17 protein-coding genes and 1 pseudogene are annotated in these 23249 nt (G+C 62.1%); 12 read left to right on the top strand and 6 right to left on the bottom strand.

Translation table 11 applies throughout. The features are described from left to right. Nucleotides 1-195: 195 nt before the first annotated feature. Both G9X67_RS07580 and G9X67_RS07575 read left to right on the top strand, forming a co-directional pair. Entirely contained in the window at nt 196-1428 is a 1233-nt protein-coding gene (locus G9X67_RS07580) for a putative DNA modification/repair radical SAM protein (RefSeq protein ID WP_138330688.1), read from the top strand. Continuing rightward, complete coding sequence (locus G9X67_RS07575; RefSeq protein WP_138330429.1) at nt 1428-2882, top strand: UdgX family uracil-DNA binding protein; 1455 nt, start codon at nt 1428-1430, stop codon at nt 2880-2882. Before G9X67_RS07580 ends, G9X67_RS07575 begins: the two co-directional genes overlap by 1 nt. 77 nt (nt 2883-2959) lie before the next feature. Here G9X67_RS07575 and carB read toward each other — a convergent pair whose 3' ends face one another. Both carB and G9X67_RS07565 read right to left on the bottom strand, forming a co-directional pair. After that, nucleotides 2960-6448 carry a carbamoyl-phosphate synthase large subunit gene (gene carB, locus G9X67_RS07570; protein ID WP_138330430.1) on the bottom strand — a complete coding sequence of 1163 codons (3489 nt, stop codon included), beginning with the start codon at nt 6446-6448 and terminating at the stop codon, nt 2960-2962. Between the two features lie 270 nt (nt 6449-6718). Continuing rightward, nucleotides 6719-7495: a LytTR family DNA-binding domain-containing protein gene (locus G9X67_RS07565; RefSeq protein WP_138330431.1), complete on the bottom strand. Its 777-nt coding sequence runs from the start codon at nt 7493-7495 to the stop codon at nt 6719-6721. Nucleotides 7496-7542: 47 nt separating this feature from the next. Between G9X67_RS07565 and G9X67_RS07560 the strand changes: the two genes are divergently transcribed. Further along, entirely contained in the window at nt 7543-8073 is a 531-nt protein-coding gene (locus tag G9X67_RS07560) for a DUF2306 domain-containing protein (RefSeq protein WP_138330432.1), read from the top strand. A gap of 76 nt (nt 8074-8149) precedes the next feature. Beyond that, the gene (locus G9X67_RS07555) at nt 8150-9070 is read left to right on the top strand and encodes a neutral zinc metallopeptidase (RefSeq protein ID WP_138330433.1); all 921 of its coding nucleotides are present in this window, start codon (nt 8150-8152) and stop codon (nt 9068-9070) included. A 56-nt stretch (nt 9071-9126) separates the two neighbouring features. Here the strand turns inward: G9X67_RS07555 and G9X67_RS07550 are convergent, their stop codons facing one another. Continuing rightward, the gene (locus G9X67_RS07550) at nt 9127-10122 is read right to left on the bottom strand and encodes an aldo/keto reductase (protein ID WP_138330434.1); all 996 of its coding nucleotides are present in this window, start codon (nt 10120-10122) and stop codon (nt 9127-9129) included. A gap of 130 nt (nt 10123-10252) precedes the next feature. Between G9X67_RS07550 and G9X67_RS07545 the strand changes: the two genes are divergently transcribed. The 3 genes from G9X67_RS07545 to G9X67_RS07535 all read left to right on the top strand — a co-directional run bounded on the left by G9X67_RS07545 (nt 10253) and on the right by G9X67_RS07535 (nt 13338). Beyond that, nucleotides 10253-10555, top strand: coding sequence for a hypothetical protein (locus tag G9X67_RS07545; protein ID WP_138330435.1), 303 nt, complete (start codon nt 10253-10255; stop codon nt 10553-10555). Next, nucleotides 10548-11792 carry a TCR/Tet family MFS transporter gene (locus G9X67_RS07540; RefSeq protein ID WP_138330436.1) on the top strand — a complete coding sequence of 415 codons (1245 nt, stop codon included), beginning with the start codon at nt 10548-10550 and terminating at the stop codon, nt 11790-11792. Before G9X67_RS07545 ends, G9X67_RS07540 begins: the two co-directional genes overlap by 8 nt. A 142-nt stretch (nt 11793-11934) precedes the next feature. Beyond that, entirely contained in the window at nt 11935-13338 is a 1404-nt protein-coding gene (locus tag G9X67_RS07535) for an MATE family efflux transporter (protein ID WP_138386960.1), read from the top strand. 10 nt (nt 13339-13348) lie between these two features. On the opposite strand, the pseudogene G9X67_RS07530 reads toward G9X67_RS07535, so the two are convergent. Together G9X67_RS07530 and carA are read right to left on the bottom strand one after the other, a co-directional pair. Next, nucleotides 13349-13670 (bottom strand): annotated as a pseudogene (locus tag G9X67_RS07530) (antibiotic biosynthesis monooxygenase). A 128-nt stretch (nt 13671-13798) separates the two neighbouring features. Further along, the gene (gene carA, locus G9X67_RS07525; RefSeq protein ID WP_032986636.1) at nt 13799-15004 is read right to left on the bottom strand and encodes a glutamine-hydrolyzing carbamoyl-phosphate synthase small subunit; all 1206 of its coding nucleotides are present in this window, start codon (nt 15002-15004) and stop codon (nt 13799-13801) included. Between the two features lie 269 nt (nt 15005-15273). Here carA and G9X67_RS07520 point away from each other — a divergent pair, with 269 nt between their 5' ends. Next, entirely contained in the window at nt 15274-15729 is a 456-nt protein-coding gene (locus G9X67_RS07520; RefSeq protein WP_138330438.1) for a GatB/YqeY domain-containing protein, read from the top strand. Between the two features lie 3 nt (nt 15730-15732). Here G9X67_RS07520 and G9X67_RS07515 read toward each other — a convergent pair whose 3' ends face one another. Continuing rightward, nucleotides 15733-16623: a hypothetical protein gene (locus G9X67_RS07515; RefSeq protein ID WP_138330439.1), complete on the bottom strand. Its 891-nt coding sequence runs from the start codon at nt 16621-16623 to the stop codon at nt 15733-15735. 671 nt (nt 16624-17294) lie between these two features. Here G9X67_RS07515 and dnaG point away from each other — a divergent pair. The 4 genes from dnaG (at nt 17295) to G9X67_RS07495 (ending at nt 23223) form a co-directional block, all read left to right on the top strand. Continuing rightward, the gene (gene dnaG, locus G9X67_RS07510; protein WP_138330440.1) at nt 17295-19304 is read left to right on the top strand and encodes a DNA primase; all 2010 of its coding nucleotides are present in this window, start codon (nt 17295-17297) and stop codon (nt 19302-19304) included. Beyond that, on the top strand, nt 19304-21172 hold the full coding sequence (gene recQ / locus G9X67_RS07505) for a DNA helicase RecQ (RefSeq protein WP_138330441.1): 1869 nt from the start codon (nt 19304-19306) through the stop codon (nt 21170-21172). The genes dnaG and recQ overlap by 1 nt, the downstream gene beginning before the upstream one ends. A gap of 69 nt (nt 21173-21241) precedes the next feature. After that, entirely contained in the window at nt 21242-21970 is a 729-nt protein-coding gene (locus G9X67_RS07500) for a class I SAM-dependent methyltransferase (protein WP_138330442.1), read from the top strand. Nucleotides 21971-22035: 65 nt separating this feature from the next. Continuing rightward, nucleotides 22036-23223, top strand: coding sequence for a glycine C-acetyltransferase (locus tag G9X67_RS07495; protein ID WP_138330443.1), 1188 nt, complete (start codon nt 22036-22038; stop codon nt 23221-23223). The last annotated feature ends 26 nt before the right edge of the window (nt 23224-23249 follow it).

Below are 23249 nucleotides of genomic sequence, written 5' to 3'. Positions count from 1 at the left end.
GTCCCGAAGGGGAGCTTCGGAACCGTGCCACAATCTTAGTCGGACGCTTATAGCAGATCGCCAAGGCCGATTTCCAGAAAATTCGCATAAAAGAAACGCGGCCCGCCCCGATATCAGGTGGTGCGACTTGAAAATGGGCAGAAATCGGATCGTCCCGATTGACTCTGCATGCCGGAACATATAGTGAACATACTAATGAAGAAGTCGCTAACAGAACGCTTGGCCATCCTTTCCGATGCCGCGAAATATGATGCTTCCTGCGCTTCCAGTGGAACGGTGAAGCGTGATTCTCGGGCTAGTGGCGGGCTCGGTTCGACCGAGGGATCCGGTATCTGTCATGCCTATGCTCCGGACGGGCGGTGCATTTCGCTTCTGAAAATACTGCTGACCAATTTCTGCATCTACGATTGCGCCTATTGCGTCAATCGCTCGTCGAGCAATGTCGAACGGGCGCGCTTTACGCCCGAGGAGGTCATCTGGCTGACGCTGGAATTCTATCGCCGCAACTATATCGAAGGCCTGTTCCTTTCCTCCGGCATTATTCGTTCGTCAGATTACACGATGGAAGAGATGGTCCGCATCGTCCGCGAACTGCGTGTGACCCACAATTTCCGCGGATATATCCATCTGAAATCGATCCCCGAGGCGTCGCCGCGTCTGATCGAGGAGGCGGGGCTTCATGCAGACAGGCTGTCGCTCAATATCGAGTTGCCGACGGATAACGGCATCACCCGCTTTGCGCCGGAAAAGAAGCCTGCCAATATCCGGCGATCGATGGGGGATCTGCGGCTGAAGATTGAGGCCGCCGGCGAACCGACGCTGCAGACGAAGAAGCGTCAGCGTTTCGTGCCGGCCGGCCAGAGCACACAGATGATCGTCGGCGCCGATGGCGCGAACGATGCGACGATCCTTGCGACCAGCGGCCGGCTTTATAGCAGCTACGGGCTGAAGCGCGTCTACTATTCCGCCTTCAGCCCGATCCCGGACTCGTCGAAAAACCTGCCGCTGATCAAGCCGCCGCTGATGCGGGAACACCGGCTCTATCAGGCCGACTGGCTCTATCGATTCTACGGTTTCGGCATTGACGAGATCACCGCGAACCAGGCGGATGGCATGCTCGATCTCAGCCTCGACCCCAAACTTGCCTGGGCGCTCGCCAACCGGGCCGAATTCCCCGTCGATATCAACAAGGCCGAGCGTGAACGGTTGCTGCGTGTGCCCGGCCTCGGCACCAAGACAGTCAAAGCGATCGTTTCGGCCCGTCGTTTTCGCCGCCTTCGGTTGGACGATCTTTCGCGGCTCGGCATTTCGATCAAGAAGGTTCAGTCCTTCATCTCGGCGGAAGGCTGGTCGCCGCGCCGTTTGATCGAGCGCCCCGACCTTCGCGCCATGTTCGAACCGCAGCCCGAACAATTGTCGTTGCTGTGATGCGCCGGGTCGTGCTTGCAGGACGCGGGGAGCTTGCCGAATGGCGTGACGCCGCGCGCGCTTTCGCGGTCGCCGGCATCCTGCCGGAAGAGATCGATTGGCGCGAAAAAAGCGAGGAGGCGGACCTTGCGTTTCAACGCGACGCCATGCCGCCGGCGCCTATCATGGCACGCAAGCCGATGACGGTGCCGCCCGCCTTCATCGATCTCGCGGAGACAGTTCTCTGCCATTCCGACGCGGCGCGTTTTTCCCTGCTTTACCGTCTGCTCTGGCGGCTGCAACTGGACCGCCAACTGCTTGAAGTGGCTTCCGACGAGGACGTCGCCCGTGCCAGGCTGATGGCGAAAAACGTTCGGCGCGACGCGCACAAGATGACGGCCTTCGTTCGCTTCAAGGAGGTTGGCGCGGTGTCGGTGGGCCGTCGAAAATTCCTCGCCTGGTTCGAGCCGGATCACCATATCGTCAGGCGCACAGCGCCCTTCTTTCAACGGCGCTTCACCGACATGGACTGGCTGATCGCGACGCCCAAGGGATCGGCCGCCTGGGACGGCGAGCGGCTGACGATGAGCGACGAACCGTGTGAAAAACCCAATCTCACCGATGCTACCGACGAACTTTGGCGCACCTACTACGCCAGCATTTTCAATCCGGCGCGGTTGAAGCTGAAGGCGATGCAGGCGGAGATGCCGAAAAAATACTGGAAGAACCTGCCGGAAGCCGATCTCATCCCTGGGCTGATCGCATCGGCGGAGAGCCAGGTGCGGGCCATGGCTGCACGGGAGGCGACCCAGTCGTTGCCCTTTCACGATCGCCTGCAGGAAGCCGCGCGCAGCATTCCGGCCGAGCCCGAAGCGCCGGCGGGCACGCTGGAAGCACTGCGCGCGGAAGCTGCCGCCTGCACCCGCTGTCCGCTTCATGCGAAGGCCACGCAAACCGTATTCGGGGAGGGGCCACGCGATGCCGAGGTGATGTTCGTTGGCGAGCAGCCGGGCGACCAGGAGGATATTGCCGGGCGCCCCTTCGTCGGTCCGGCCGGCAGGCTGCTGGATCAGGTGATCACTGAAGCGGGCATTGATCGCTCAACGCTTTACGTCACCAATGCCGTCAAGCATTTCAAATATGAGCCGCGCGGCAAGCGTCGCATCCATCAGAAGCCCAATATGGGCGAGGTGAAGCATTGCCGCTGGTGGCTCAATCTGGAGATGGCACTGATCAAGCCGAAGCTCATCGTTGCGATGGGGGCGACGGCGCTCGCGGCGCTGACCGATACGAAACAGCGGCTTCAGGATGTCAGGGGGAAAGCGATCGCGATCGATGAGGAGCGAACGCTCTTCGTGACGGTGCATCCATCCTATCTGCTGCGTATTCCCGATGAGCGGCTGAGTGCGGAGGAACTGGCACGATTTCGCGAAGATATGCTGATGGTTCAGCGCCTTATGGTGGCCGCTGCATAAACTGATTCAGAAGCCTCCGGTGGTGCCCCAATGGCAAGGCTGGCGCCATCGCTCATCGAGCGATGGCGTTCCGTATCTCAGGCGAAATAGCTCTGCAGCGGCCGCACTTCCAGATTGCCGGCCTTCAGCGCCTTGATTGCCTGGGCGGCGGCTTCGGCGCCTGCCATCGTCGTGTAATAAGGCACCTTCTGCATCAGCGTCGCACGGCGCAGCGACTTGGAGTCGGAGATCGCCTTGTTGCCATCGGTGGTGTTGATGACGAGCTGGACCTGGCGGTTGCGGATCGCGTCCTCGATGTGCGGACGGCCTTCCAGCACCTTGTTGATCTTGGTGGCGGTGATACCGTTTTCGGCGAGGAAGCGGGCGGTGCCGCCGGTCGCCAGCACTTTGAAGCCCTGTTCGACGAGGATGCTGATCGCCGGCAGCACGCGCGGCTTGTCGGCGTCGCGGACGGAGACGAAGACCGTGCCGTCACGCGGCAGCTCGACGCCGGCGCCGAGTTGCGACTTGGCGAAGGCCAGTGCAAAATCGGTATCGAGGCCTATGACTTCACCGGTCGAGCGCATTTCCGGGCCGAGCAGCGTGTCGACGCCGGGGAAACGGGCGAAGGGGAAGACGGCTTCCTTGACAGCGATGTGCTTCAGCTTGCGCGGATCGGGCTTTTCGCCGTAGGCGGCGAAGGTCGCATCGAGTTTTTCGCCGGCCATGACGCGGGCGGCGATCTTGGCGATCGGCGCGCCGATGGTCTTAGCGACGAAGGGCACGGTTCGCGAGGCGCGCGGATTGACTTCGAGAACGTAGACGGTGCCGTCCTTGATGGCGAACTGGACGTTCATCAGGCCGCCGACATTGAGGGCCTTGGCCATGGCTTTCGCCTGGCGCTCCAGCTCGTCGAGCATCTCGTTGGAGAGCGTGCGCGGCGGCAGCGAGCAGGCGCTATCGCCGGAATGGATGCCGGCTTCCTCGATATGCTCCATGATGCCGGCGACATAGACGTCGGTGCCGTCCGAGAGGCAGTCGACGTCGACTTCGATGGCGTGGCTGAGATAGCTGTCGAAGAGCAGCGGGTTCTTGCCGAGCAGAGTGTTGATCTGGCCGGTCTTGTCGTTGGGATAGCGCTGCTTGATATCCTCAGGCACCAGTTCAGGCACGGTATCGAGCAGGTAGCTCTGCAGCTGGCCTTCCGAATGCAGGATCTGCATGGCGCGGCCGCCAAGCACGTAAGAGGGACGCACGACCAGCGGGAAGCCGATTTCGGTGGCGACCATGCGGGCCTGCTCGACCGAATAAGCAATGCCGTTGTTCGGCTGGTTGAGGTCGAGCTTCATCAGGAGCTTCTGGAAGCGGTCGCGGTCCTCGGCAAGGTCGATCATATCGGGCGCGGTGCCGAGGATCGGGATGCCGTTCTTTTCCAGCGCCTCGGCAAGCTTCAGCGGCGTCTGGCCGCCGAACTGGACGATGACGCCGACGACTTCACCTCTTTCCTGTTCTGCCCGCAGGATCTCGATCACGTCCTCGGCCGTCAGCGGCTCGAAATAGAGGCGGTCCGACGTGTCGTAGTCGGTCGAGACTGTTTCCGGGTTGCAGTTGATCATGATCGCCTCATAACCCGCATCCTTCAGCGCGAAGGCGGCGTGGCAGCAGCAATAGTCGAACTCGATGCCTTGGCCGATGCGGTTCGGGCCGCCGCCGAGGATGACGACCTTCTTGCGGTCGGAGACCTCAGCCTCGGAGCGGGCGGCGCCGACAAAAGGCGTCTCATAAGTCGAATACATATAGGCGGTCGGCGAGGCGAACTCGGCCGCACAGGTATCGATGCGCTTGAAGACAGGGCGGACATTCAGGCTGTTGCGGAATTCGGCGACTTCCTTCGGGCGCTTGCCGGTCAGCGTCGCCAGACGCGCGTCGGAGAAGCCCATGGCCTTCAGCATGCGCAGGTTTGCGGCATCATCAGGCAGGCCGTGCTCGCGGATCCGGGCTTCCATCTCGACGATCGCCTTCAGCTCGGCGATGAACCATGGGTCGATCTTGCAGCCTTCGTGGACTTCGGCTTCGCTCATGCCCTGGCGCAGCGCCTGGGCGACCATGCGCAGGCGATCGGGCGTCGGTGTGCCGATTGCAGCGCGGATGGCGTTCTGGCTGGATTCGCCCTCTTCGAAGCCGGGGATCTCGATTTCGTCGAGGCCGGTCAGGCCGGTTTCGAGGCCGCGCAGTGCCTTCTGCAGCGATTCGGCGAAGGTGCGGCCGATCGCCATGACTTCGCCGACCGACTTCATCGCGGTCGTCAGCACCGGCGAGGCGCCGGGGAATTTCTCGAAGGCGAAACGCGGGATCTTGGTGACGACGTAGTCGATCGACGGTTCGAAGGAGGCGGGCGTTGCGCCGCCGGTGATATCGTTATCCAGTTCGTCGAGCGTATAGCCGATCGCGAGCTTGGCGGCGATCTTGGCGATCGGGAAGCCGGTGGCCTTGGAGGCGAGCGCCGACGAGCGCGAGACGCGCGGGTTCATTTCGATGACGACGAGACGGCCGTCTTTCGGATTGACGGCGAACTGGACGTTCGAGCCGCCGGTCTCGACCCCGATCTCGCGCAGCACCGCGATCGAGGCGTTGCGCATGATCTGGTATTCCTTGTCCGTCAGCGTCAGGGCCGGCGCGACGGTGATCGAATCGCCGGTGTGGACGCCCATCGGATCGATGTTCTCGATCGAGCAGATGATGATGCAGTTGTCCGCCTTGTCGCGGACGACCTCCATTTCATATTCCTTCCAGCCGAGCACCGATTCTTCGACCAGCACTTCGGTGGTCGGCGAGGCATCGAGGCCGCCGCCGACGATCTCGAAAAATTCCGAGCGGTTGTAGGCGATGCCGCCGCCGGTACCGCCGAGCGTGAATGAGGGACGGATGATGGCGGGCAGGCCGACATGGTCGATCGCCTGGGCGGCAATCGCCATGGCATGGCTCATGTAACGCTGCTTGCGATCGCTCTCACCGAGGTTCCACTGGTTTTCCAGCTCGTCCAGCGCCTTGTCGAGGTCGGATCCCGAGAGGCTTTCGCGCAGCTTGACGCGCTCGGCCTCATGCGTCTTGCGGTCGAGGTCCTTGATGTCGGTGGCGTTCGCCAGCATCGAGCGCGGAGTTTCCAGCCCAATGCGGGCCATCGCCTCGCGAAACAGAGCGCGGTCCTCGGCCATGTCGATGGCGGCGGGCTTGGCGCCGATCATCTCGACATTGTAGCGGTCGAGCACGCCCATGCGCTTCAGCGAAAGCGCGGTGTTCAGCGCCGTCTGGCCGCCCATGGTCGGCAGCAGCGCATCCGGGCGTTCCTTGGCGATGATCTTGGCGACAACCTCGGGGGTGATCGGCTCGACATAGGTGGCGTCGGCAAGGCCCGGATCGGTCATGATCGTCGCCGGGTTGGAGTTGACGAGGATGACGCGGTAGCCTTCCTCCTTCAGCGCCTTGCAGGCCTGGGTGCCGGAATAGTCGAACTCGCAAGCCTGGCCGATAACGATCGGTCCCGCGCCGATGATAAGGATCGATTTGATGTCTTGGCGCTTCGGCATGGGTGCTTCCGTTTTCTGGCTGCGCAGAAAGCCGGCCAGGGTGGGAGATCACCGGGTCGGGTCGCGCATGCTGGGTCTTTTCAGGCTAGAAGCGGCTTATAGGCAAATGTATTTGCAAACGGAACCCCATAAATCGCGGAATCGACAGGAATCCAACACGCGAAGGGCTATTTCTCGTCAGGCACGAGGAGTACCCGAATTTCGCCGCGCTGCTTCAGGAAGAGCGAAAGCGGGAGTCCCGTCAAGCACCTACAGCGCCGCGCGTCTTCTTTACGTGAAGCGGCGGCGCACATCCTCGGCATAGCTGCGGCTGACCGGGATTTCCGTGCCGTCGCGGGTGAGGATCAGCAGCCTGCCATTGTCGCGTTTCAGGCTTTCGACATGGGCGTCGGCCACCCAGTGCGAGCGATGGGCGCGAAGGCCCGGCGTCGCGGCGGTTTCCCTCAGCGCATCGGCGAAACGCAAGAGCACCAGTTCGCGCCCGCGGCTGGTCACCACCTCGGTATAGTGGTCCTGGACGGAAAGGCGCAGCAGCGCGCCACGATTCTCAGGCTTCAGCCGGTCGAGGATCGAGGCTGCGGGGCTGGTTTCCTCAGGTGCTGCGGCTTCGGCGATTTTCTGGCTCATCGCCATGTAGGTCAAAAGGCAGAAGAGGGCGCAGAGCGGCACCGCAAAAAGCGCGCGCTGCAGGCCGCTTTCCAGCGTGGTCGCTTCGCCGGTGAAGACATAGTCGACGAGGCCGATGGCAAAACCGATCGGCAGGGCGGCTATGAGCGAGCCCGCCATCATGCGGGCGAACATCGAAATGATCACTCCCTGCAGCAGTCTTTCGGCTGCGACTGCGCAGAGAATGGCGATCGTCCAGGCAATGGCATGCAGGCTCAGCCAGTAGGCGAGGCGTTCGCCGAAGGCCATGCTTTCCATCGTGCCGTAGGGACCGGTGACGGCAAAGAGCAGGACGATCGCGGCAAAGGTTCCCCAGAAGCGCCGGGAGTGGAGAAAGACCTGCAATTCGCGAAGCGTGGATTGCAAGAAGAGGTGAATCACGAAGTTTTCCTGCCGTTTGCGCGGTTCGGATTGAGGCGGATGCAGTCTTGGCGGAAAGAAGGACCGAATTCAACCGGATGTCGCTGATGACCGTCGAACCGCTCCTCGCCGCCCCGCTCGCCGTTCAGATCCATGTCACTGCTGTTACGCCGGCGGCACTTCTCGGCGCCTATGTCCTGCTGCGCCCCAAGGGCACGCCGCTGCACCGTCTGCTCGGCAGGATCTGGATGGCGCTGATGGTTGTCACGGCGGTATCGAGCTTCTTCATTCACGAACTCGATCTCTTCTATGGGTTCAGCCCGATCCATCTTCTGTCGATTGCAACGTTGTTCGGCAGCTGGAATGCGATCGCGGCGGCTCGCCGCGGCGATATCCGTCTGCATAAGCGCATCGTCGCCGGCCTTTATTTCGGCGGCATCGTGCTTGCCGGCCTGTTCACTTTCCTGCCTGGCCGGATCATGCATGCGGTCATCTTCACCGGCGTGGAATGGCCGGCTGTCCTTGCTGCGGCGGTGATCGGCTCGATACTGATCGCAATCGTGCTGCGTCGCCGACGCGGGCGCCTGATTGCCCGATGAAGTCGCTGGAATTCCGGCCGCTGACGGATATATAACTCCTTGAGCGCAAGCACAGGCATTGCCGGGGAGAGCGAAGATGGAATGGAAAGGCCGGCGTCAGTCCGACAATATCGAGGATCGCCGCAGCGATCCGACCGGCGGCGGTTTCGGCCGCGGCGGCGGCTTCAACTTTCCTTCCGGCGGCGGTGTTCGCCGGGCCGGTGGCGGCCTCAGCATCGGCACGATCGTCTTCCTCATCGTCATCTATTTTATCTTCAAGATGATGGGCATCGATCTGCTGCAGATGCTCGATACCGGCGGCACGACAAGCGGTCCCGGCTACGAGCAGAGCCAGTCCGGCGGAACACGCACGCCCGCCAACGACGAGATGACCGCTTTCATGCGCACCGTTCTTGCCGAGACCGAGGATACCTGGCAGGGCATCTTCCAGGCGCAGGGCCAAAATTACGAGGAGCCGAGCCTCGTGCTGTTCTCGGGCTCGACGGCATCGGCCTGTGGCTCCGCATCATCCGCAACAGGTCCGTTCTACTGCCCGAGCGACCACAAGGTTTATCTCGACACCGAATTCTTCCAGGAGCTTTCCGACCGCTTCGGCGCGTCGGGTGATTTCGCCGAGGCCTATGTCGTTGCTCATGAGGTCGGCCATCATGTGCAGAACCTGCTCGGCATCCTGCCGAAGTTCAACCAGGCCCGCCAGCGCATGAGCGAGGCCGACGCCAACAAGATGTCGGTGCGCGTCGAGCTGCAGGCCGATTGCTTTGCCGGCATCTGGGGCAAATATACGCAGCAGAAGGGCCTGCTCGAGTCAGGCGATCTGGAGGAAGCGCTGAACGCAGCCCAGCAGATCGGCGACGATTCGCTGCAGAAGCGGTCACAGGGTTATGTCGTGCCGGAAAGCTTCAACCACGGTACCTCGGAGCAGCGGGTCAAATGGTTCAAGCGCGGCTTCGACAGCGGCCAGCTGTCGGCCTGCGATACGTTCTCGGGACCGGTTTGAGGAGAGATGAAGGGGCGCACGGCACATAGCGCGTCACAGCCCCTTCCATCCCTTGCTTACTTCTCGCTGTCCATATGCTGCAGCATATGCTCAGGATAACGCCCACCCGCCGCCGCGTCTTTCGGCACGGCGCGTTCGATGACGGCGAAATCTTCCGGTGACAGGTCGACGGCGCGTGAGCCGAGCGCTTCCGTCAGTCGGTCGCGGCGGCGAGCGCCGATGATCGGGACGACATCCTTGCCCTTGGCGGCGACCCAGGCGATGGCGATCTGGGCGACCGAGACGCTCTTTGCCTGGGCGATCTCGCGCAGCTTCTCCACCAGAGCGAGGTTCTGCTCGATATTGCCTTCCTGGAAGCGCGGGCTGTAGGCGCGGAAATCGCCGGCCGTTCCACTCTGGCCCTTCTGCCAGTGGCCGCTGATCAGACCGCGCGAGAGCACGCCGTAAGCGGTGATCGAGATGCCGAGTTCGCGTGTCGTCGGCAGGATCTTCTCCTCGATGCCGCGCGAGATCAGCGAATATTCGATCTGCAGGTCGACGATCGGGGCCACAGTGGCGGCGCGGCGGATCGTGTCGGCGCCGACCTCCGACAGGCCGATATGCCTGACATAACCTGCCTTGACCATGTCGGCGATGGCGCCAACCGTGTCTTCGATCGGCACGTTCGGATCGAGGCGGGCGGGGCGATAGATGTCGATATAGTCGACGCCGAGGCGCTGCAGCGTATAGCTGAGGAAGTTCTTCACCGCGACCGGGCGGGCGTCGATGCCGCTCCAGCCGCCGACGGGATCGCGCAGGCCGCCGAACTTGACGCTGATGACGGCGTCTTCGCGCCTGCGACCCTTCAATGCCTCGCCGATCAGCATTTCGTTATGGCCCATGCCGTAGAAATCGCCGGTGTCGAGCAGGTTGATGCCGGCATCGAGCGCGGCATGGATCGTCGCGATGCTTTCTGCGCGATCGGAGGGGCCGTACATGCCCGACATGCCCATGCAGCCGAGGCCGATGGCCGAGACATCGGGTCCGGTCTTTCCCAAACGATAGGTCTGCATTGTTTTCTCCATCAGTTTGCGCCGCGCGATCGGACATCCGCGCCGGGCGTCGTCCTCGATACCGTTCTACCGCTTTCGCATTCGGGCGATAATCGGACGGCATCGAACAGGCTGTGCAGCGAAATGCACAATGACCGGTCTACTCTTGGACCAGTCTTCTCTTGGACTGGGCTTCTCTGGTGATCTGGATGCCGTCGCGGCGATTGCAAGGGACTCTTCGCCCGGCGATCCGCTGGGCGGCTCTCGATCTCCTGAAGCTGGAACGGCAGCGCGCGCCCATCGGTTGAGGCCTCTCATAAATTTCCCGTTGAGCATTATCAAAAACTTTGAAATGTTCACGGATTGTTTCGGTTTCTTTTCTGAGCTATGTCACTTTCTCGGCGACGAGATCGTCTTTTCAGAAGCAACCGCTGTAGAGATGCCTCATGCTTGACCCGAAATTCGTTCGTCGCGGCCTTTTCCTGGTCTTCATCATCCTCTTCCTCGACATTATCGGCATCGCCATCATCATGCCGGTGCTGCCCGCCTATCTGGAGCAGCTGACCGGCGGCAGCGTCAGCGATGCGGCGATCGACGGCGGCTGGCTGATGCTGGTCTATGCCGGCATGCAATTCCTGTTCGCGCCGCTGCTCGGAAACCTGTCCGACCGTTTCGGCCGCCGGCCGATCCTTTTGCTTTCGGTGCTGACCTTCGCGATCGACAATTTTATCTGCGGCATCGCCACCAGCTTCTGGATGCTGTTCGTCGGCCGCGTGCTTGCTGGTATCAGTGGCGGCAGTTTCGCCACCTGCTCGGCCTATATCGCCGATATCAGCACGGAGGAGAACCGGGCGAAAAATTTCGGGCTGATCGGCATCGCCTTCGGCGTCGGCTTCACCATCGGCCCCGTCGTTGGCGGTGTCCTCGGCGAATTCGGCCCGCGTGTGCCGTTCCTCGGCGCGGCTGCGCTGTCGCTTCTGAATTTCATCGCCGCCTGTTTCCTTTTGCCCGAGACGCTGGAGGCGAAGAACCGCCGCCGGTTCGAGTGGAAACGCGCCAATCCACTCGGCGCGTTGCGCCAGATGCGCCATTATCCTGGCATCGGCTGGGTCAGCCTCGTCATGTTCCTGTTCTTCCTGGCGCATGCCGTCTATCCCTCAGTCTGGTCGTTCGTCTCGACCTATCGCTACGGCTGGAGCGAGGGACAGATCGGCCTGTCGCTCGGCATTTACGGCATCGGCGCCGTGATCGTCATGGGGCTGGTTCTGCCGCGGATCGTGCCGGTGCTCGGCGAGTGGAAGACCGCTCTTCTCGGCCTGTGCTTCTCGGCCGTCGGTCTCACCGGCTATGCCTTCGCCTGGGAGGGCTGGGTCGTCTATGTCATCATCGTTGCGACTGTCATGGAAAACGTCGCCGATCCGCCGCTGCGCAGCATTGCCGCCGGCATGGTGCCGCCTTCGGCGCAGGGTGAGCTGCAGGGCGCGCTTACCAGCCTCAGCAGCGTCACCACCATCGCCGGACCGTTGATCTTCACGCAGATGTTCGGTTACTTCACGCGGCCCGAGGCGCCGGTCACTTTTGCCGGCGCGCCCTATCTTGCCGCCGCCCTGTTCATCCTGGTGGCCGCCGGCGTGTTCCTCCTGCGGGTCCGGGTCCGCGAGCCGGCTGAGGCGCTGGAAGCGGCCGGTTGATCGATCAGAAACGCTGATGCGATGATGAATTTTTCATCATCTGCCTCATTTGGGGTAGTTCTTTGCAGGGCTTTGATCTAAGCCCGGATGATATTTCGCCGCAAGCTGCGGCGACGCATATTTCAATCACAGGACTGGTGTCATGGACACGCCGATCGACGCGCGCAGACTTGCGCCGACAAACGATAATCGTTGGAGCGCACATTTCCGTGCCACGCTGGCGCTCGGCATTCCGCTGATCGGCGCCCAGCTCGCTCAGCTCGGCATCCACACCACCGATGTGATGATCATCGGACGTCTCGGCGCCGAGCAGCTGGCGGCGATGGTGCTGTCGGCCCAATTCCTCTTCACGATCCTTATCTTCGGATCGGGCTTTGCGATCGCCGTCATTCCGCTGGTGGCCCAGGCCTATGGCCGCGGCGACGTCGTCTCGGTGCGCCGATCGCTGCGCATGGGTCTCTGGGTGGTGATCGGATTCTGGATCATCATGCAACCGGCCTTCTTCAATGCGGAACAGATCCTGCTTTTTGCGCAGCAGAAGCCCGAGGTGGCCAAGCTCGCACACGGCTACATCATGATCGGTCAGTTCGGCGTGTTGCCGGCGCTGCTCTTCAACGTCATGCGCTCGCTCGTCAGCGCCATCGGCAAGGCGGGCATCATCCTCAACGTCACCATCGCCACGCTGGTGATGAACGCGATCTTTGCCTATATCCTCGTACTCGGCCATTTCGGCTTTCCGGCGATGGGGCTCGAGGGTGCGGCGATCGTTTCGGTCGTGGTGCAGACAGCCGGCTTCCTCTTCATCCTGGCTTTCGTGCAGCGGCGGGAAGAGACGCGGCGCTACGAGATCTTCGTGCGGTTCTGGAAACCCGACTGGCACGCGCTGCTGGAGGTCATCCGGCTCGGTTTCCCGATCAGCGTCACCATCCTTGCCGAGGTCAGCCTGTTCACGGTGGCTTCGCTGCTGATGGGCTATATCGGCACCATCGAGCTTGCGGCTCATGGCATTGCCCTGCAATGGGCCTCGATCGCCTTCATGATTCCGCTCGGCCTCAGCCAGGCGGCAACGGTGCGCGTCGGTGTCGCCCACGGGCAGGGCGATTATCAGGGGCTGGTGCGCGCTTCGATCACCGTGCTCGTCCTCGCCTGCGCCATTTCGGCGGTGGGCAGCGTGCTCTTTGCCTCCATGCCGCAATTCCTCGGCAGCTGGTTCCTCGACGTCAACTCGCCCGAGGCGCCCGAGGTACTTGCCTATGCCGGGCCGCTGATCGTCGTTGCCGGCCTTTTCCAGCTGGTCGACGGGCTGCAGGTGATCGCCAATGGATTGCTGCGCGGCCTCAAGGACGCCCGTGTGCCGATGATCATGGCGTTGATCGCCTACTGGCCGATCGGCTTCTTCCTCGCCTGGGCCTTTGCCTTCCCGCTCGGTTTCGGCGGCATCGGCATCTGGTTCGGCTTCCTCGTCGGGCTGGCGGCGGCTGCCGTCATGCTCTGCGCGCGCTTCTACCTTCTTCTTCGCCGGGAGGGAGTGACGGCGGGCGCCTGATATCTCCTGATCAGGCTGCGACCGGCTTGTAGCCGGCGATATCGGCGCGGATGCCGAGCCGTTCGAACATTTCCTGCGGACTAAGGTTCGCCGTTGCCTGCGCGGCGGCGACCGCTGCCTGCGACCGCTCGAACGCCTCGGCATTTTCCCATTCGGCGATCGCCACGAAGTTGAATTCGCCGGGTCCGGCGACCTGTTCCAGGACGGAGTGACGGGTGAAGCCTTCCTGCGCCTGCAGCAAGGTATGTGTGCATACCATATGCATCAGGAACTCGTCGCGCGCCGGGGGGCGGTACGGCGAACTTGTCGATCCTGTAGAAAACGCCGTTCATCCATTCTCTCCTGCATCATATGTTTGCAGGTAGCTCTGTAATTCCTCAAGTTAGGTTGAGGTCAATATACGAACGAAGAAAAAGGCCCACCTGTGCGAGCCTTCATCAGAAGTGTGAATTATTTGAAATCAGCGTTCGGCGAGCGCCGGTTCGCCCTTCTTCTCGCGCACCATGTTGATGAAGCGGCGGAAGAGATAGTGGCTGTCCTGCGGGCCCGGAGAGGCTTCCGGATGATGCTGGACCGAGAAGACCTGCTTGCCGAGGACGCGCAGGCCGCAATTGGTGCCGTCGAAAAGCGAAATATGAGTCTCTTCAACGCCATCCGGCAGCGACTTCGAGTCGACCGCGAAGCCGTGGTTCATCGAGACGATCTCGACCTTGCCGGTTGTATGGTCCTTGACGGGGTGGTTGGCGCCGTGATGGCCCTGATGCATCTTCTCGGTCTTCGCGCCGAGTGCCAGGCCCAGCATCTGGTGGCCGAGGCAGATGCCGAAGACCGGGATATCGGTCTTGATCAGCGTCTTGATCACAGGCACGGCATAGTCACCGGTTGCCGCCGGATCGCCCGGGCCGTTCGACAGGAAGATGCCGTCCGGCTGCATGGCGAGCACGTCTTCGGCGCTCGTTGCTGCCGGCACGACAGTCACCTTGCAGTCGAGGCCGGCAAACAGGCGCAGGATGTTGCGCTTGACGCCGTAATCGAGGCAGACGACGTGGTATTTCGCGTCTGTCGCCTGGAGTTCACCGTAGCCTTCATTCCACACCCACGGAGTTTCGGTCCATTGCGAGGACTGGCCCGACGAGGCGATCTTGGCGAGGTCGAGACCTTCGAGGCCGCTCCAGGCTTTGGCTTCGGCCTTCAGCGTCTCGATGTCGAAGACGCCGTTCGGATCGTGGGCGATGACCGCGTTCGGAGCGCCGTTCTCACGGATCCAGGCGGTCAGTGCGCGCGTGTCGATGCCGCAGAGACCGATGACGCCGCGGGCCTTCAGCCATTGGTCGAGGTGCTTGGCGGCGCGGTAGTTCGAGGGCTCAGTGATGTCGGCCTTGAAGATGACGCCAACGGCGCCGTGGCGGGCGGCAGGCGTCAGGTCCTCGATGTCTTCATCATTGGTGCCGATATTGCCGATATGCGGGAAGGTGAAGGTGACGATCTGGCCGAGATAGGAGGGGTCCGTCAGAATCTCCTCATAGCCGGTGAGCGCTGTGTTGAAGACCACTTCGGCCGGCACCTTGCCGGTGGCGCCGATGCCCTTGCCTTCGATGACCGTGCCGTCGGCAAGAACGAGCAGGGCGGTCGGCTTTTCGATTGTCCAGGGTGCTGTCGCGGTCATCTTCATCCCGTTTCCGGCAGGTGGGCGCGTTGCCGCGCTCGTCGCCATTTGATTTCGCAGGCGTGTGGACACGGCAATGCCGCGCGCTTCAGGCCTGATCACGAATTTTGGTGCAGGTGGCGGTAAATAGCCACGCAATCGCTTAGCGTCAATCTTTGTAGCCGAGATCGGGGCCGTTTTCCTGCGCTTTATCGCACTGACCGCGCAATTTATTTGATCCGCCGCATCAGCGTGGTTTATGAAGCGGCATCAAAACAGGAGTGAAGACCATGCTGCGCGATCAACTCGCCACCCAGCTGAAAGAGGCGATGAAGGCCAAGAATGCGGAGCGGCTTTCCACCGTCCGGCTGATTCAGGCCGCGGTCAAGGACCGCGATATCGCCAACCGCGGCACCGGCAAGGAGCAGGCGAGCGACGACGAGATTCTGCAGATCCTCGCCAAAATGGTGAAGCAGCGTGACGAATCGGCAAAGATCTATGAGGAGAATTCCCGGCCGGAGCTTGCCGCCAAGGAGCGCGCCGAAATCATCGTCATCCAGGATTTCATGCCGAAGCAGCTCTCGGACAGCGAAGTGCGCGCCAACGTCTCGGCGATCATCGCCGAGACAGGTGCCGCGAGTGCCAAGGACATGGGCAAGGTGATGGCGGCGCTGAAGGAGCGTTATGCCGGCCAGATGGATTTCGCCAAGGCGTCGGCGACCGTCAAGGAACTGTTGAACGGATAAGCCTCAGACAACTTGCCTTGCCTGCGGTTCGTCACGGACCGCAGGCCCGAGCGCCGCTTCGGCGGCGGCATCGATGATGGCGAATTTCGCTGCCTGATAATTCCAGTATTCGCGGATGAAATGGGCCGACAGCCAGAAGTCGCCCTTGCGGGAGGGTTCCGTCCAGCCGATGCTCTCCATGGTCGCTGCCTGCATCAGAAGCCGCTTCAGATGGGTATTGGAGATCATGAACTGTTCGCGGATTTCCCTGAGCGACAGAGGGCCGAGCACGACGCGGTCGGCTGTCCTTGGAAATTCGGGAAGGCGCGAGATCAGGTAGTCCATCACCAGCCCGCCGGAATTCGCCCAATTGAAGAGGTTGAAGGTGGCACCCGGGCTGCGCACCGCTTCACTCCCGATGATCGCTCTTGCGATCAGCGGCTGGATCGCTGCCATCATCGCCGAGGGGTCGGCGGTGATCTTATCGGCGCGCTCGCCGCCGTCGAGGCTGTCGAGGATCATCATATGGGCGACGAGCCATCGGGTGAAATGCTGCTCGGCGATTTCGGTGGGCTCCAGGTAGCGTGTGCGCTTGTCGGGGCCGGGAACCGGCCGCAGGAAGCGATAGGCCAGCATTTCCTGCATGAAGGCCGCGGCCGTGTTGCGGCTGGCGATATTGTTCCTGACCGCGAAATCGATGAAGCGGCCGGAATAGAGGCCGCCGCTCTTCCCGTCGTCGGAGTAGCCGTAATGAAGCGCGAAGCCGGCATGGGCCATCAGCCAGCGCTGCTGCGCGGCGAAGATCGAGGCGATGCGCGGGCTCTCGCGATAGATGGCGAGCATCTGATCGGCGCAATGCAGAATGGCAGCGAGAAAGCGATCGTCTGCTGCAAGATTATCCGCGGTAAAAGCCATTTGGAGAGGTCCAGGGAGTTCGGCGCATACATCTTTCATGCAGGCGCCGCCTGTCAACGGTTTTATCGATAAGCGGTTAATTTTAAAGGGAGAGTTGTCGCAGGGAGAGCCAATAATTTAAGAAGGCAGGAGCTGGGGGCGCTCCTGCCTTCTTGCTCTTTGCTTCCACCGGCACGCAGGGCCGAAGCCCAAGCCGGAGGGTATTTGCAAAGGCACCCTTGCGAAGCGGCGCCGGGGGTAGGGATGGTGCTTCGCTCGGGGATCGCTTTGTTGAGATCGAACCTATTGCGGTGCGGCGGCGTATTCAAATTACAAAAAAATAATAATTGCCGGAATCGGCGGTTTGGGAGGCGCCTAGGCGGCTTCTCGGGAGGTGGCGCGAGGGATGATGAGGCGCAATCACCTGATGGAATAACCATTTGTTTCAAAAAGATTTTTTCTCAACTGTGTTGGAGGTCCACGCTCTCGCGGAAGCTTTTCTGACGGCGGAATTCCTGCTCCGAAGAGACAATAATGTCGCACCCTGTCGCAGGGGGCGATAACGCGTTGTTGATTGGATAACCGGAGCCGCCGATGACGGCCGCATAGCCTGTGAATAGCGGGTTTTCATGACAAGTTTCGTGGCATGGAGCGGAAAAGCAGCTTATATGGGAGCTGGCCAAGAGGTATAAATGCGCTTTTCCAACACCTTTCTCGATGATATTCGCGACCGCGTTCCGATTTCGAACGTGATTGCGCGCCGCGTGAGCTGGGACAAGCGCAAGACCAACGTGTCCCGCGGCGACTACTGGGCCTGCTGCCCGTTCCACGGCGAGAAATCGCCGAGCTTCCATTGCGAGGACCGAAAGGGCCGCTATCACTGCTTCGGCTGTGGGGTGACGGGAGACCATTTCCGTTTCCTGACAGAACTTGAAGGTCTGAGTTTTCCCGAGGCGGTACAGCAGATCGCCGATATGGCCGGCGTGCCGATGCCGCTTGCCGACCCTGTGATGGAGAAGCGCGAGAAGGAGCGCGGCTCGCTGATCGACGTCATGGAAATGGCGACACAATTTTTTCAGGATCAGCTGCAGACGGCGAATGGGGCGAGGGCGCGCGCCTATCTGCGCGACCGCGGATTGACGGGGCGCACCATCGAGACCTTCCGTCTCGGCTATGCGCCCGACAGCCGCAATGCGCTCAAGGAATTCCTCGCTGGCAAGGGCGTACTCAAGGAGCAGATCGAGGCCTGCGGTCTGGTCGTCCATGAAAACGTGCCGGTTTCCTACGATCGTTTCCGCGACCGCATCATGTTCCCGATCCTGTCGTCGCGGGAAAAGGTGATCGCTTTCGGCGGACGCGCCATGTCGGCCGACGCGCCGGCGAAATATCTGAACTCCAACGAGACTGAACTCTTCCACAAGGGCAATGTTCTTTACAATTTTGCCCGTGCGCGGCGGGCGATCCAGGGACCTGGCCGCGGTGATTCTCAGGACGACAATGCGACCGGCACCATTATTGCCGTCGAAGGCTATATGGACGTGATCGCGCTGCATCAGGCGGGCATCGAGAATGCCGTTGCGCCGCTCGGCACGGCGCTCACCGAAAACCAGCTCGAGCTGCTCTGGAAAATGGTGCCGCAGCCGGTGCTCTGCTTCGACGGCGACGGTGCCGGCATCCGCGCGGCCAATCGCGCCGCCGAACTGGCGCTGCCGCATCTGAAGCCCGGCCGTTCCGTTCGCTTCGCGCTTCTGCCCGACGGCAAGGATCCCGACGATCTCGTGCGCGATGACGGGCGCGCGCCTTTCGACAAGGTGATGAGCCAGGCAAAGCCGCTCTCCGAGATGCTTTGGAGCCGGGAGGTCAACACCGGCAAGTTCGACACGCCTGAGGCGCGCGCCGAGCTCGAGGCGCGGCTGAAGCAACTGGTCGCCGTCATCGCCGACGAAAACGTCCGCCGTCACTACCAGCAGGATATTCGCGATCGGCTGAACGCCTTCTTCCAGCCGCAGTTCCAGAACCGCAACAATGGCGATCGCCGCGGCGGCTTCAACGGCAATGGCAATTACCGGACGGGCCGCGACAATGCCGGCAAGGCCGGGCCGAAAAGCCCCAGCGTCATTTCAGAAAGGCTCGCCCGCTCGGGTCCCGTGCGCGGCCACCAGAACAATACGGCGCTGCGCGAATGCGTGCTGGCGCTGACCGTCGTCAATCACCCCTCGCTGATGATCGACGATTATGACGAGATTGCCGCGATCGAATATGACAGCCGCGAGCTGCAGCGGCTCTGGTCGGCGATGCTGGGAGCAGCGGCTTCCGTCGCCGCCCCGCATCTGACGCGCGAATATCTGACCGAAAGGCTGGAATTCGAAGGCTTCGGCCCGCTCATCAAGAGCCTCGACCAGCAGGTGCGCAATGCCCGGCTGTGGATCGCGACCGAGCAGGCGGCGATGGAGGATGCGCGTGAGGGATACCGCCAGGCGCTGGCCTCCCACAAGCGGGCGAAGGCGCTGCGCCGGCAGAAGATCGAGCTCGAGCGCGAGATCGCGCTGGCAACCGAAGCCGGCGACGGCGAGGCGATCGTTCAGCTGATGCGAGCGCAGCAGGAAGTGCATTTCGAAGGGGTGCGCCTTGAGAACCAGGAGGCCATCATCGATGGCTTCGGCGTGCTTTCCGGCCGCGTCAAAGGGGCGGCGAACCACTGATGTCGCTGACCGAACGAAACGAACCGGGCTTTTCCGCTTCCGGCGCGCTATTTTCTTCCGGCCGCTCGCCGCTCGATATCCTCAAGCAGGTCTACGGCTATTCCTCCTTCCGCGGCAAGCAGCAGCAGGTGGTCGAGCACGTGGTTTCCGGCGGCGATGCGGTCGTGCTCTTTCCCACAGGCGCCGGCAAGTCGCTGTGCTTCCAGATCCCGGCGCTCTGCCGCGACGGTGTCGGTATCGTCGTTTCGCCGCTGATTGCGCTGATGCGCGATCAGGTGGAGGCGATGAAGCAGCTCGGCATCCGCGCCGCAGCACTCAACTCGTCTCTGTCGCGCGAGGAATTCGTCGAGGTTCGCCGCGCGCTTTCGGCGGGCCAGCTCGATCTTCTCTACGTGACGCCCGAGCGTATTCTGACCGATGGTTTCCGCGAGCTGATCGCCAACGAGAAGATTGCGCTGTTTGCGATTGACGAGGCCCATTGCGTCTCGCAATGGGGCCATGATTTCCGGCCGGAATATCGCGAACTCGGGCGGCTCGGCGAGCAATATCCCGGTGTGCCCAGAGTGGCACTGACGGCGACGGCCGATCCGCATACGCGCGACGACATGATCGAGCGGCTGGGGCTCGATACTGCCGAGATCTTTACCACCAGTTTCGACCGACCGAATATTGCCTATGAGATCGTCGAGCGCGACCAGCCGCGCCAGCAGCTATTGCGGTTCCTGTCCGGCCACAAGGGCGACAGCGGCATCGTCTATTGCCTGTCTCGCGCCAAGGTCGAAGATACGGCCGAATGGCTGAACGGGCAGGGTATTCGCGCGCGTGCCTACCATGCCGGCATGGACAGGGCGGTTCGTGAGGCCAATCAGGATGCCTTCCTGAAAGAAGAGAATCTTTGCCTGGTCGCCACCGTCGCCTTCGGCATGGGCATCGACAAACCGAACGTGCGGTATGTCGCCCATCTCGACCTGCCGGGTTCTGTGGAAGCCTACTATCAGGAGACCGGGCGCGCCGGGCGCGACGGTCTGCCGTCCGAGGTCTGGATGGCCTATGGCATGGCCGACGTCATCCAGCGCGGCCGGATGATCGACGAGGGCAATGCTGCCGCCGAGATCAAACGGGTCGAACGCGCCAAGCTCAACGCTTTGCTGGCGATCTGCGAGACCGCCTCCTGCCGCCGCCAGGCAATCCTTGCCCATTTCGGCGAGGCGCATGCCGGACAATGCGGCAATTGCGACACCTGCCTGAAGCCGGTCGAGACCTGGGAGGGCACGGAGGCGGCGATCAAGGCGCTTGCCGCCGTCTACCGCACCGGCGAGCGTTTCGGCGCTGGCCATGTCGTCGACGTGCTCCTGGGCAACGTCAACGAAAAGACCGAACGCTTCGGCCATGCCGAAATGCCGGTCTTCGGGGCCGGCAAGGATATTCCAGCGCGCGTCTGGCAGTCGGTCTTCCGCCAACTGCTCGCCATGGGGCTGATCCGCGTCGACCACGAGGCCTTCGGGGCGCTGAAGCTCGAGCCGGAGGCGCGCTCCGTCTTCAAGCACGAGCGGCAGGTGTTCTTCCGCAAGGACCGGCCGGCCTCGGAACGGCGTACGAAGAAGGCGGAGCGCAGCGAGCGCAAATCGGGACTATCAGGCGCAGACGGCAGTCTCTTCGAGGCGCTGCGGGCCGAGCGCATGGCGATCGCGAAATCGCTCGGCGTGCCGCCCTATGTCGTCTTTCCCGATACGACGCTGATCGCCTTCGCCACGGAGCGGCCTCGCAGCCGCAAGGAATTGCTCGCCATATCAGGTGTCGGGCAGGCGAAGCTCGAACGCTACGGCGATGCCTTTCTGGATATTATCCTGGCGCAGGACAACGGCTGAGCTGCGCGGCCTGATCGTTGAGATCGGGCGAGGGGGCATGGTATTCCCGCTCTTAAGGGAGGAGCGCCGATGGCCCAGAATATCTACGACCGACCGGAATTCTTCGCCGGATATAGCGGCATGAGACGATCCTTGCACGGGCTCGACGGAGCATCGGAGTGGCCGGCGGTGCGCGCGTTGCTGCCCGATCTTGCCGGCAAGCGTGTTGTCGATCTCGGCTGCGGTTTCGGCTGGTTTTCGCGTTTTGCCGTGAGCCAGGGTGCTGCAAGCGTGCTGGCGCTCGACATCTCGGAAAAGATGATCGCCAGAGCAAGGGCCGATACAGTTGAAGCAGCGATCACTTACGAGATCGCCGATCTCGAGCATCTCACGCTTGCTCAAGCCTCCTTCGATTTCGCCTACAGCTCGCTGGCGCTGCATTATATCGAGGATTTCGCCGGTCTCGCCGCGACGGTCTATCGCGCGCTTTTGCCGGGATCGCATTTCGTCTTCACCATCGAGCATCCGGTCTTCATGGCGCCGACCAATCCCGCCTGGGCAGCCGATGCCGAGGGGCGGCGCATCTGGCCGCTCGACCGCTACTCCGTCGAAGGTCCGCGCACCACCGACTGGCTCACCAAGGGCGTGGTCAAGCAGCACCGCAAGCTCGGCACGACGCTCAACACCTTGATTGCGGCGGGCTTTACCCTTCACTATGTCGAGGAGTGGAGCCCGAACGATCAGGAATTGCGCGACAATCCCGATTGGGCGGAGGAGCTGGACCGGCCGATGTTCCTGCTGATCTCGGTACAGCGCTGAGAAGACAAGCCGGCGGCAATATGCTAACCCGGCGGGCAAACGGAAATCTCTGGGAAAGGCCGTCCATGACCTCGCAATTTCTCTCCCATCTCAGCAACGAGATCTCAGCGCTGAAGGATGCCGGCCTCTACAAATCCGAGCGCGTCATCAGCTCCAAGCAGGCGGGCGAGATCGCGATTTCCACCGGCGAGCGGGTGCTGAATTTCTGCGCCAACAACTATCTCGGCCTTGCCGACAACGAGGAGCTGGCCGAGGCCGGCAAGCAGGCGCTCGACCGATACGGCTACGGCATGGCCTCGGTGCGCTTCATCTGCGGCACGCAGGAAGAGCACAAGCAGCTCGAAGCGCGCATCTCCTCCTTCCTCGGCATGGAAGACACGATCCTCTATTCCTCCTGCTTCGACGCCAATGGCGGCCTGTTCGAGACGCTGCTGTCGGAAGAGGACGCGATCATCTCGGACGCGCTGAACCACGCCTCGATCATCGACGGCGTCAGGCTTTCGAAGGCCAAGCGCTTCCGCTACGCCAACAACGATATGGCAGCGCTCGAAGAGGAGCTGAAGAAGGCCGAAGGCAGCCGCTTCAAGTTGGTCGCCACCGACGGCGTCTTCTCGATGGACGGCATCATCGCCAATCTCGGCGGCGTCTGCGATCTTGCCGAGAAATACGGCGCGATGGTCATGGTCGATGACAGCCACGCGGTCGGCTTCGTCGGCAAGAACGGCCGTGGGTCGCCGGAACATTGCGGCGTCGAGGGCCGGATCGACATCATTACCGGCACCCTCGGCAAGGCGCTCGGCGGCGCCTCGGGCGGCTATACCTCCGCCAAGGCGGAGGTCGTCGAATGGCTGCGGCAGCGCTCGAGGCCCTATCTGTTTTCGAACACGCTGGCGCCCGTCATCACCGCCGCCTCGCTCAAGGTGTTCGACCTCATCGAAAACGGCGATGCCCTGCGCAAGCGGCTTTCGGACAATGCCGATCTCTTCCGCACCGAAATGACCAAGCTCGGCTTCACGCTTGCCGGCGAAGGCCACCCGATCATTCCCGTCATGCTGGGCGATGCCAAACTCGCCCAGGATATGGCCGGTCTGATGCTGAAGAAAGGGATCTATGTGATCGGCTTTTCCTTCCCCGTCGTGCCGAAAGGCCAGGCTCGCATCCGCACGCAGATGTCGGCGGCGCATTCGCGGGCGGATGTGGAGCGGGCAATTGCGGCCTTTGCCGAGGCAGGGCGGGAATTGGGTGTGATTTGAGATTGACGGCGTGCCGTGCCGCCCCC

The sequence above is a fragment of the Rhizobium sp. WYCCWR 11152 genome (assembly GCF_013087615.1).
GTDB lineage: Bacteria > Pseudomonadota > Alphaproteobacteria > Rhizobiales > Rhizobiaceae > Rhizobium > Rhizobium indicum.
This window is presented reverse-complemented; position numbering and strand designations above follow the sequence as displayed.

Bases quoted from the DNA above. Each gene is read 5' to 3' on its own strand.
- G9X67_RS07535 (WP_138386960.1), top strand. From the start codon at position 11,935: ATGGACACGCCGATCGACGCGCGCAGACTTGCGCCGACAAACGATAAT.
- G9X67_RS07540 (WP_138330436.1), top strand. From the start codon at position 10,548: ATGCTTGACCCGAAATTCGTTCGTCGCGGCCTTTTCCTGGTCTTCATC.
- dnaG (WP_138330440.1), top strand. From the start codon at position 17,295: ATGCGCTTTTCCAACACCTTTCTCGATGATATTCGCGACCGCGTTCCG.
- G9X67_RS07550 (WP_138330434.1), bottom strand. From the start codon at position 10,122: ATGCAGACCTATCGTTTGGGAAAGACCGGACCCGATGTCTCGGCCATC.
- recQ (WP_138330441.1), top strand. From the start codon at position 19,304: ATGTCGCTGACCGAACGAAACGAACCGGGCTTTTCCGCTTCCGGCGCG.
- G9X67_RS07515 (WP_138330439.1), bottom strand. From the start codon at position 16,623: ATGGCTTTTACCGCGGATAATCTTGCAGCAGACGATCGCTTTCTCGCT.
- G9X67_RS07495 (WP_138330443.1), top strand. From the start codon at position 22,036: ATGACCTCGCAATTTCTCTCCCATCTCAGCAACGAGATCTCAGCGCTG.
- G9X67_RS07555 (WP_138330433.1), top strand. From the start codon at position 8,150: ATGGAATGGAAAGGCCGGCGTCAGTCCGACAATATCGAGGATCGCCGC.
- G9X67_RS07575 (WP_138330429.1), top strand. From the start codon at position 1,428: ATGCGCCGGGTCGTGCTTGCAGGACGCGGGGAGCTTGCCGAATGGCGT.
- carB (WP_138330430.1), bottom strand. From the start codon at position 6,448: ATGCCGAAGCGCCAAGACATCAAATCGATCCTTATCATCGGCGCGGGA.
- G9X67_RS07500 (WP_138330442.1), top strand. From the start codon at position 21,242: ATGGCCCAGAATATCTACGACCGACCGGAATTCTTCGCCGGATATAGC.
- G9X67_RS07545 (WP_138330435.1), top strand. From the start codon at position 10,253: ATGACCGGTCTACTCTTGGACCAGTCTTCTCTTGGACTGGGCTTCTCT.
- carA (WP_032986636.1), bottom strand. From the start codon at position 15,004: ATGACCGCGACAGCACCCTGGACAATCGAAAAGCCGACCGCCCTGCTC.
- G9X67_RS07580 (WP_138330688.1), top strand. From the start codon at position 196: ATGAAGAAGTCGCTAACAGAACGCTTGGCCATCCTTTCCGATGCCGCG.
- G9X67_RS07520 (WP_138330438.1), top strand. From the start codon at position 15,274: ATGCTGCGCGATCAACTCGCCACCCAGCTGAAAGAGGCGATGAAGGCC.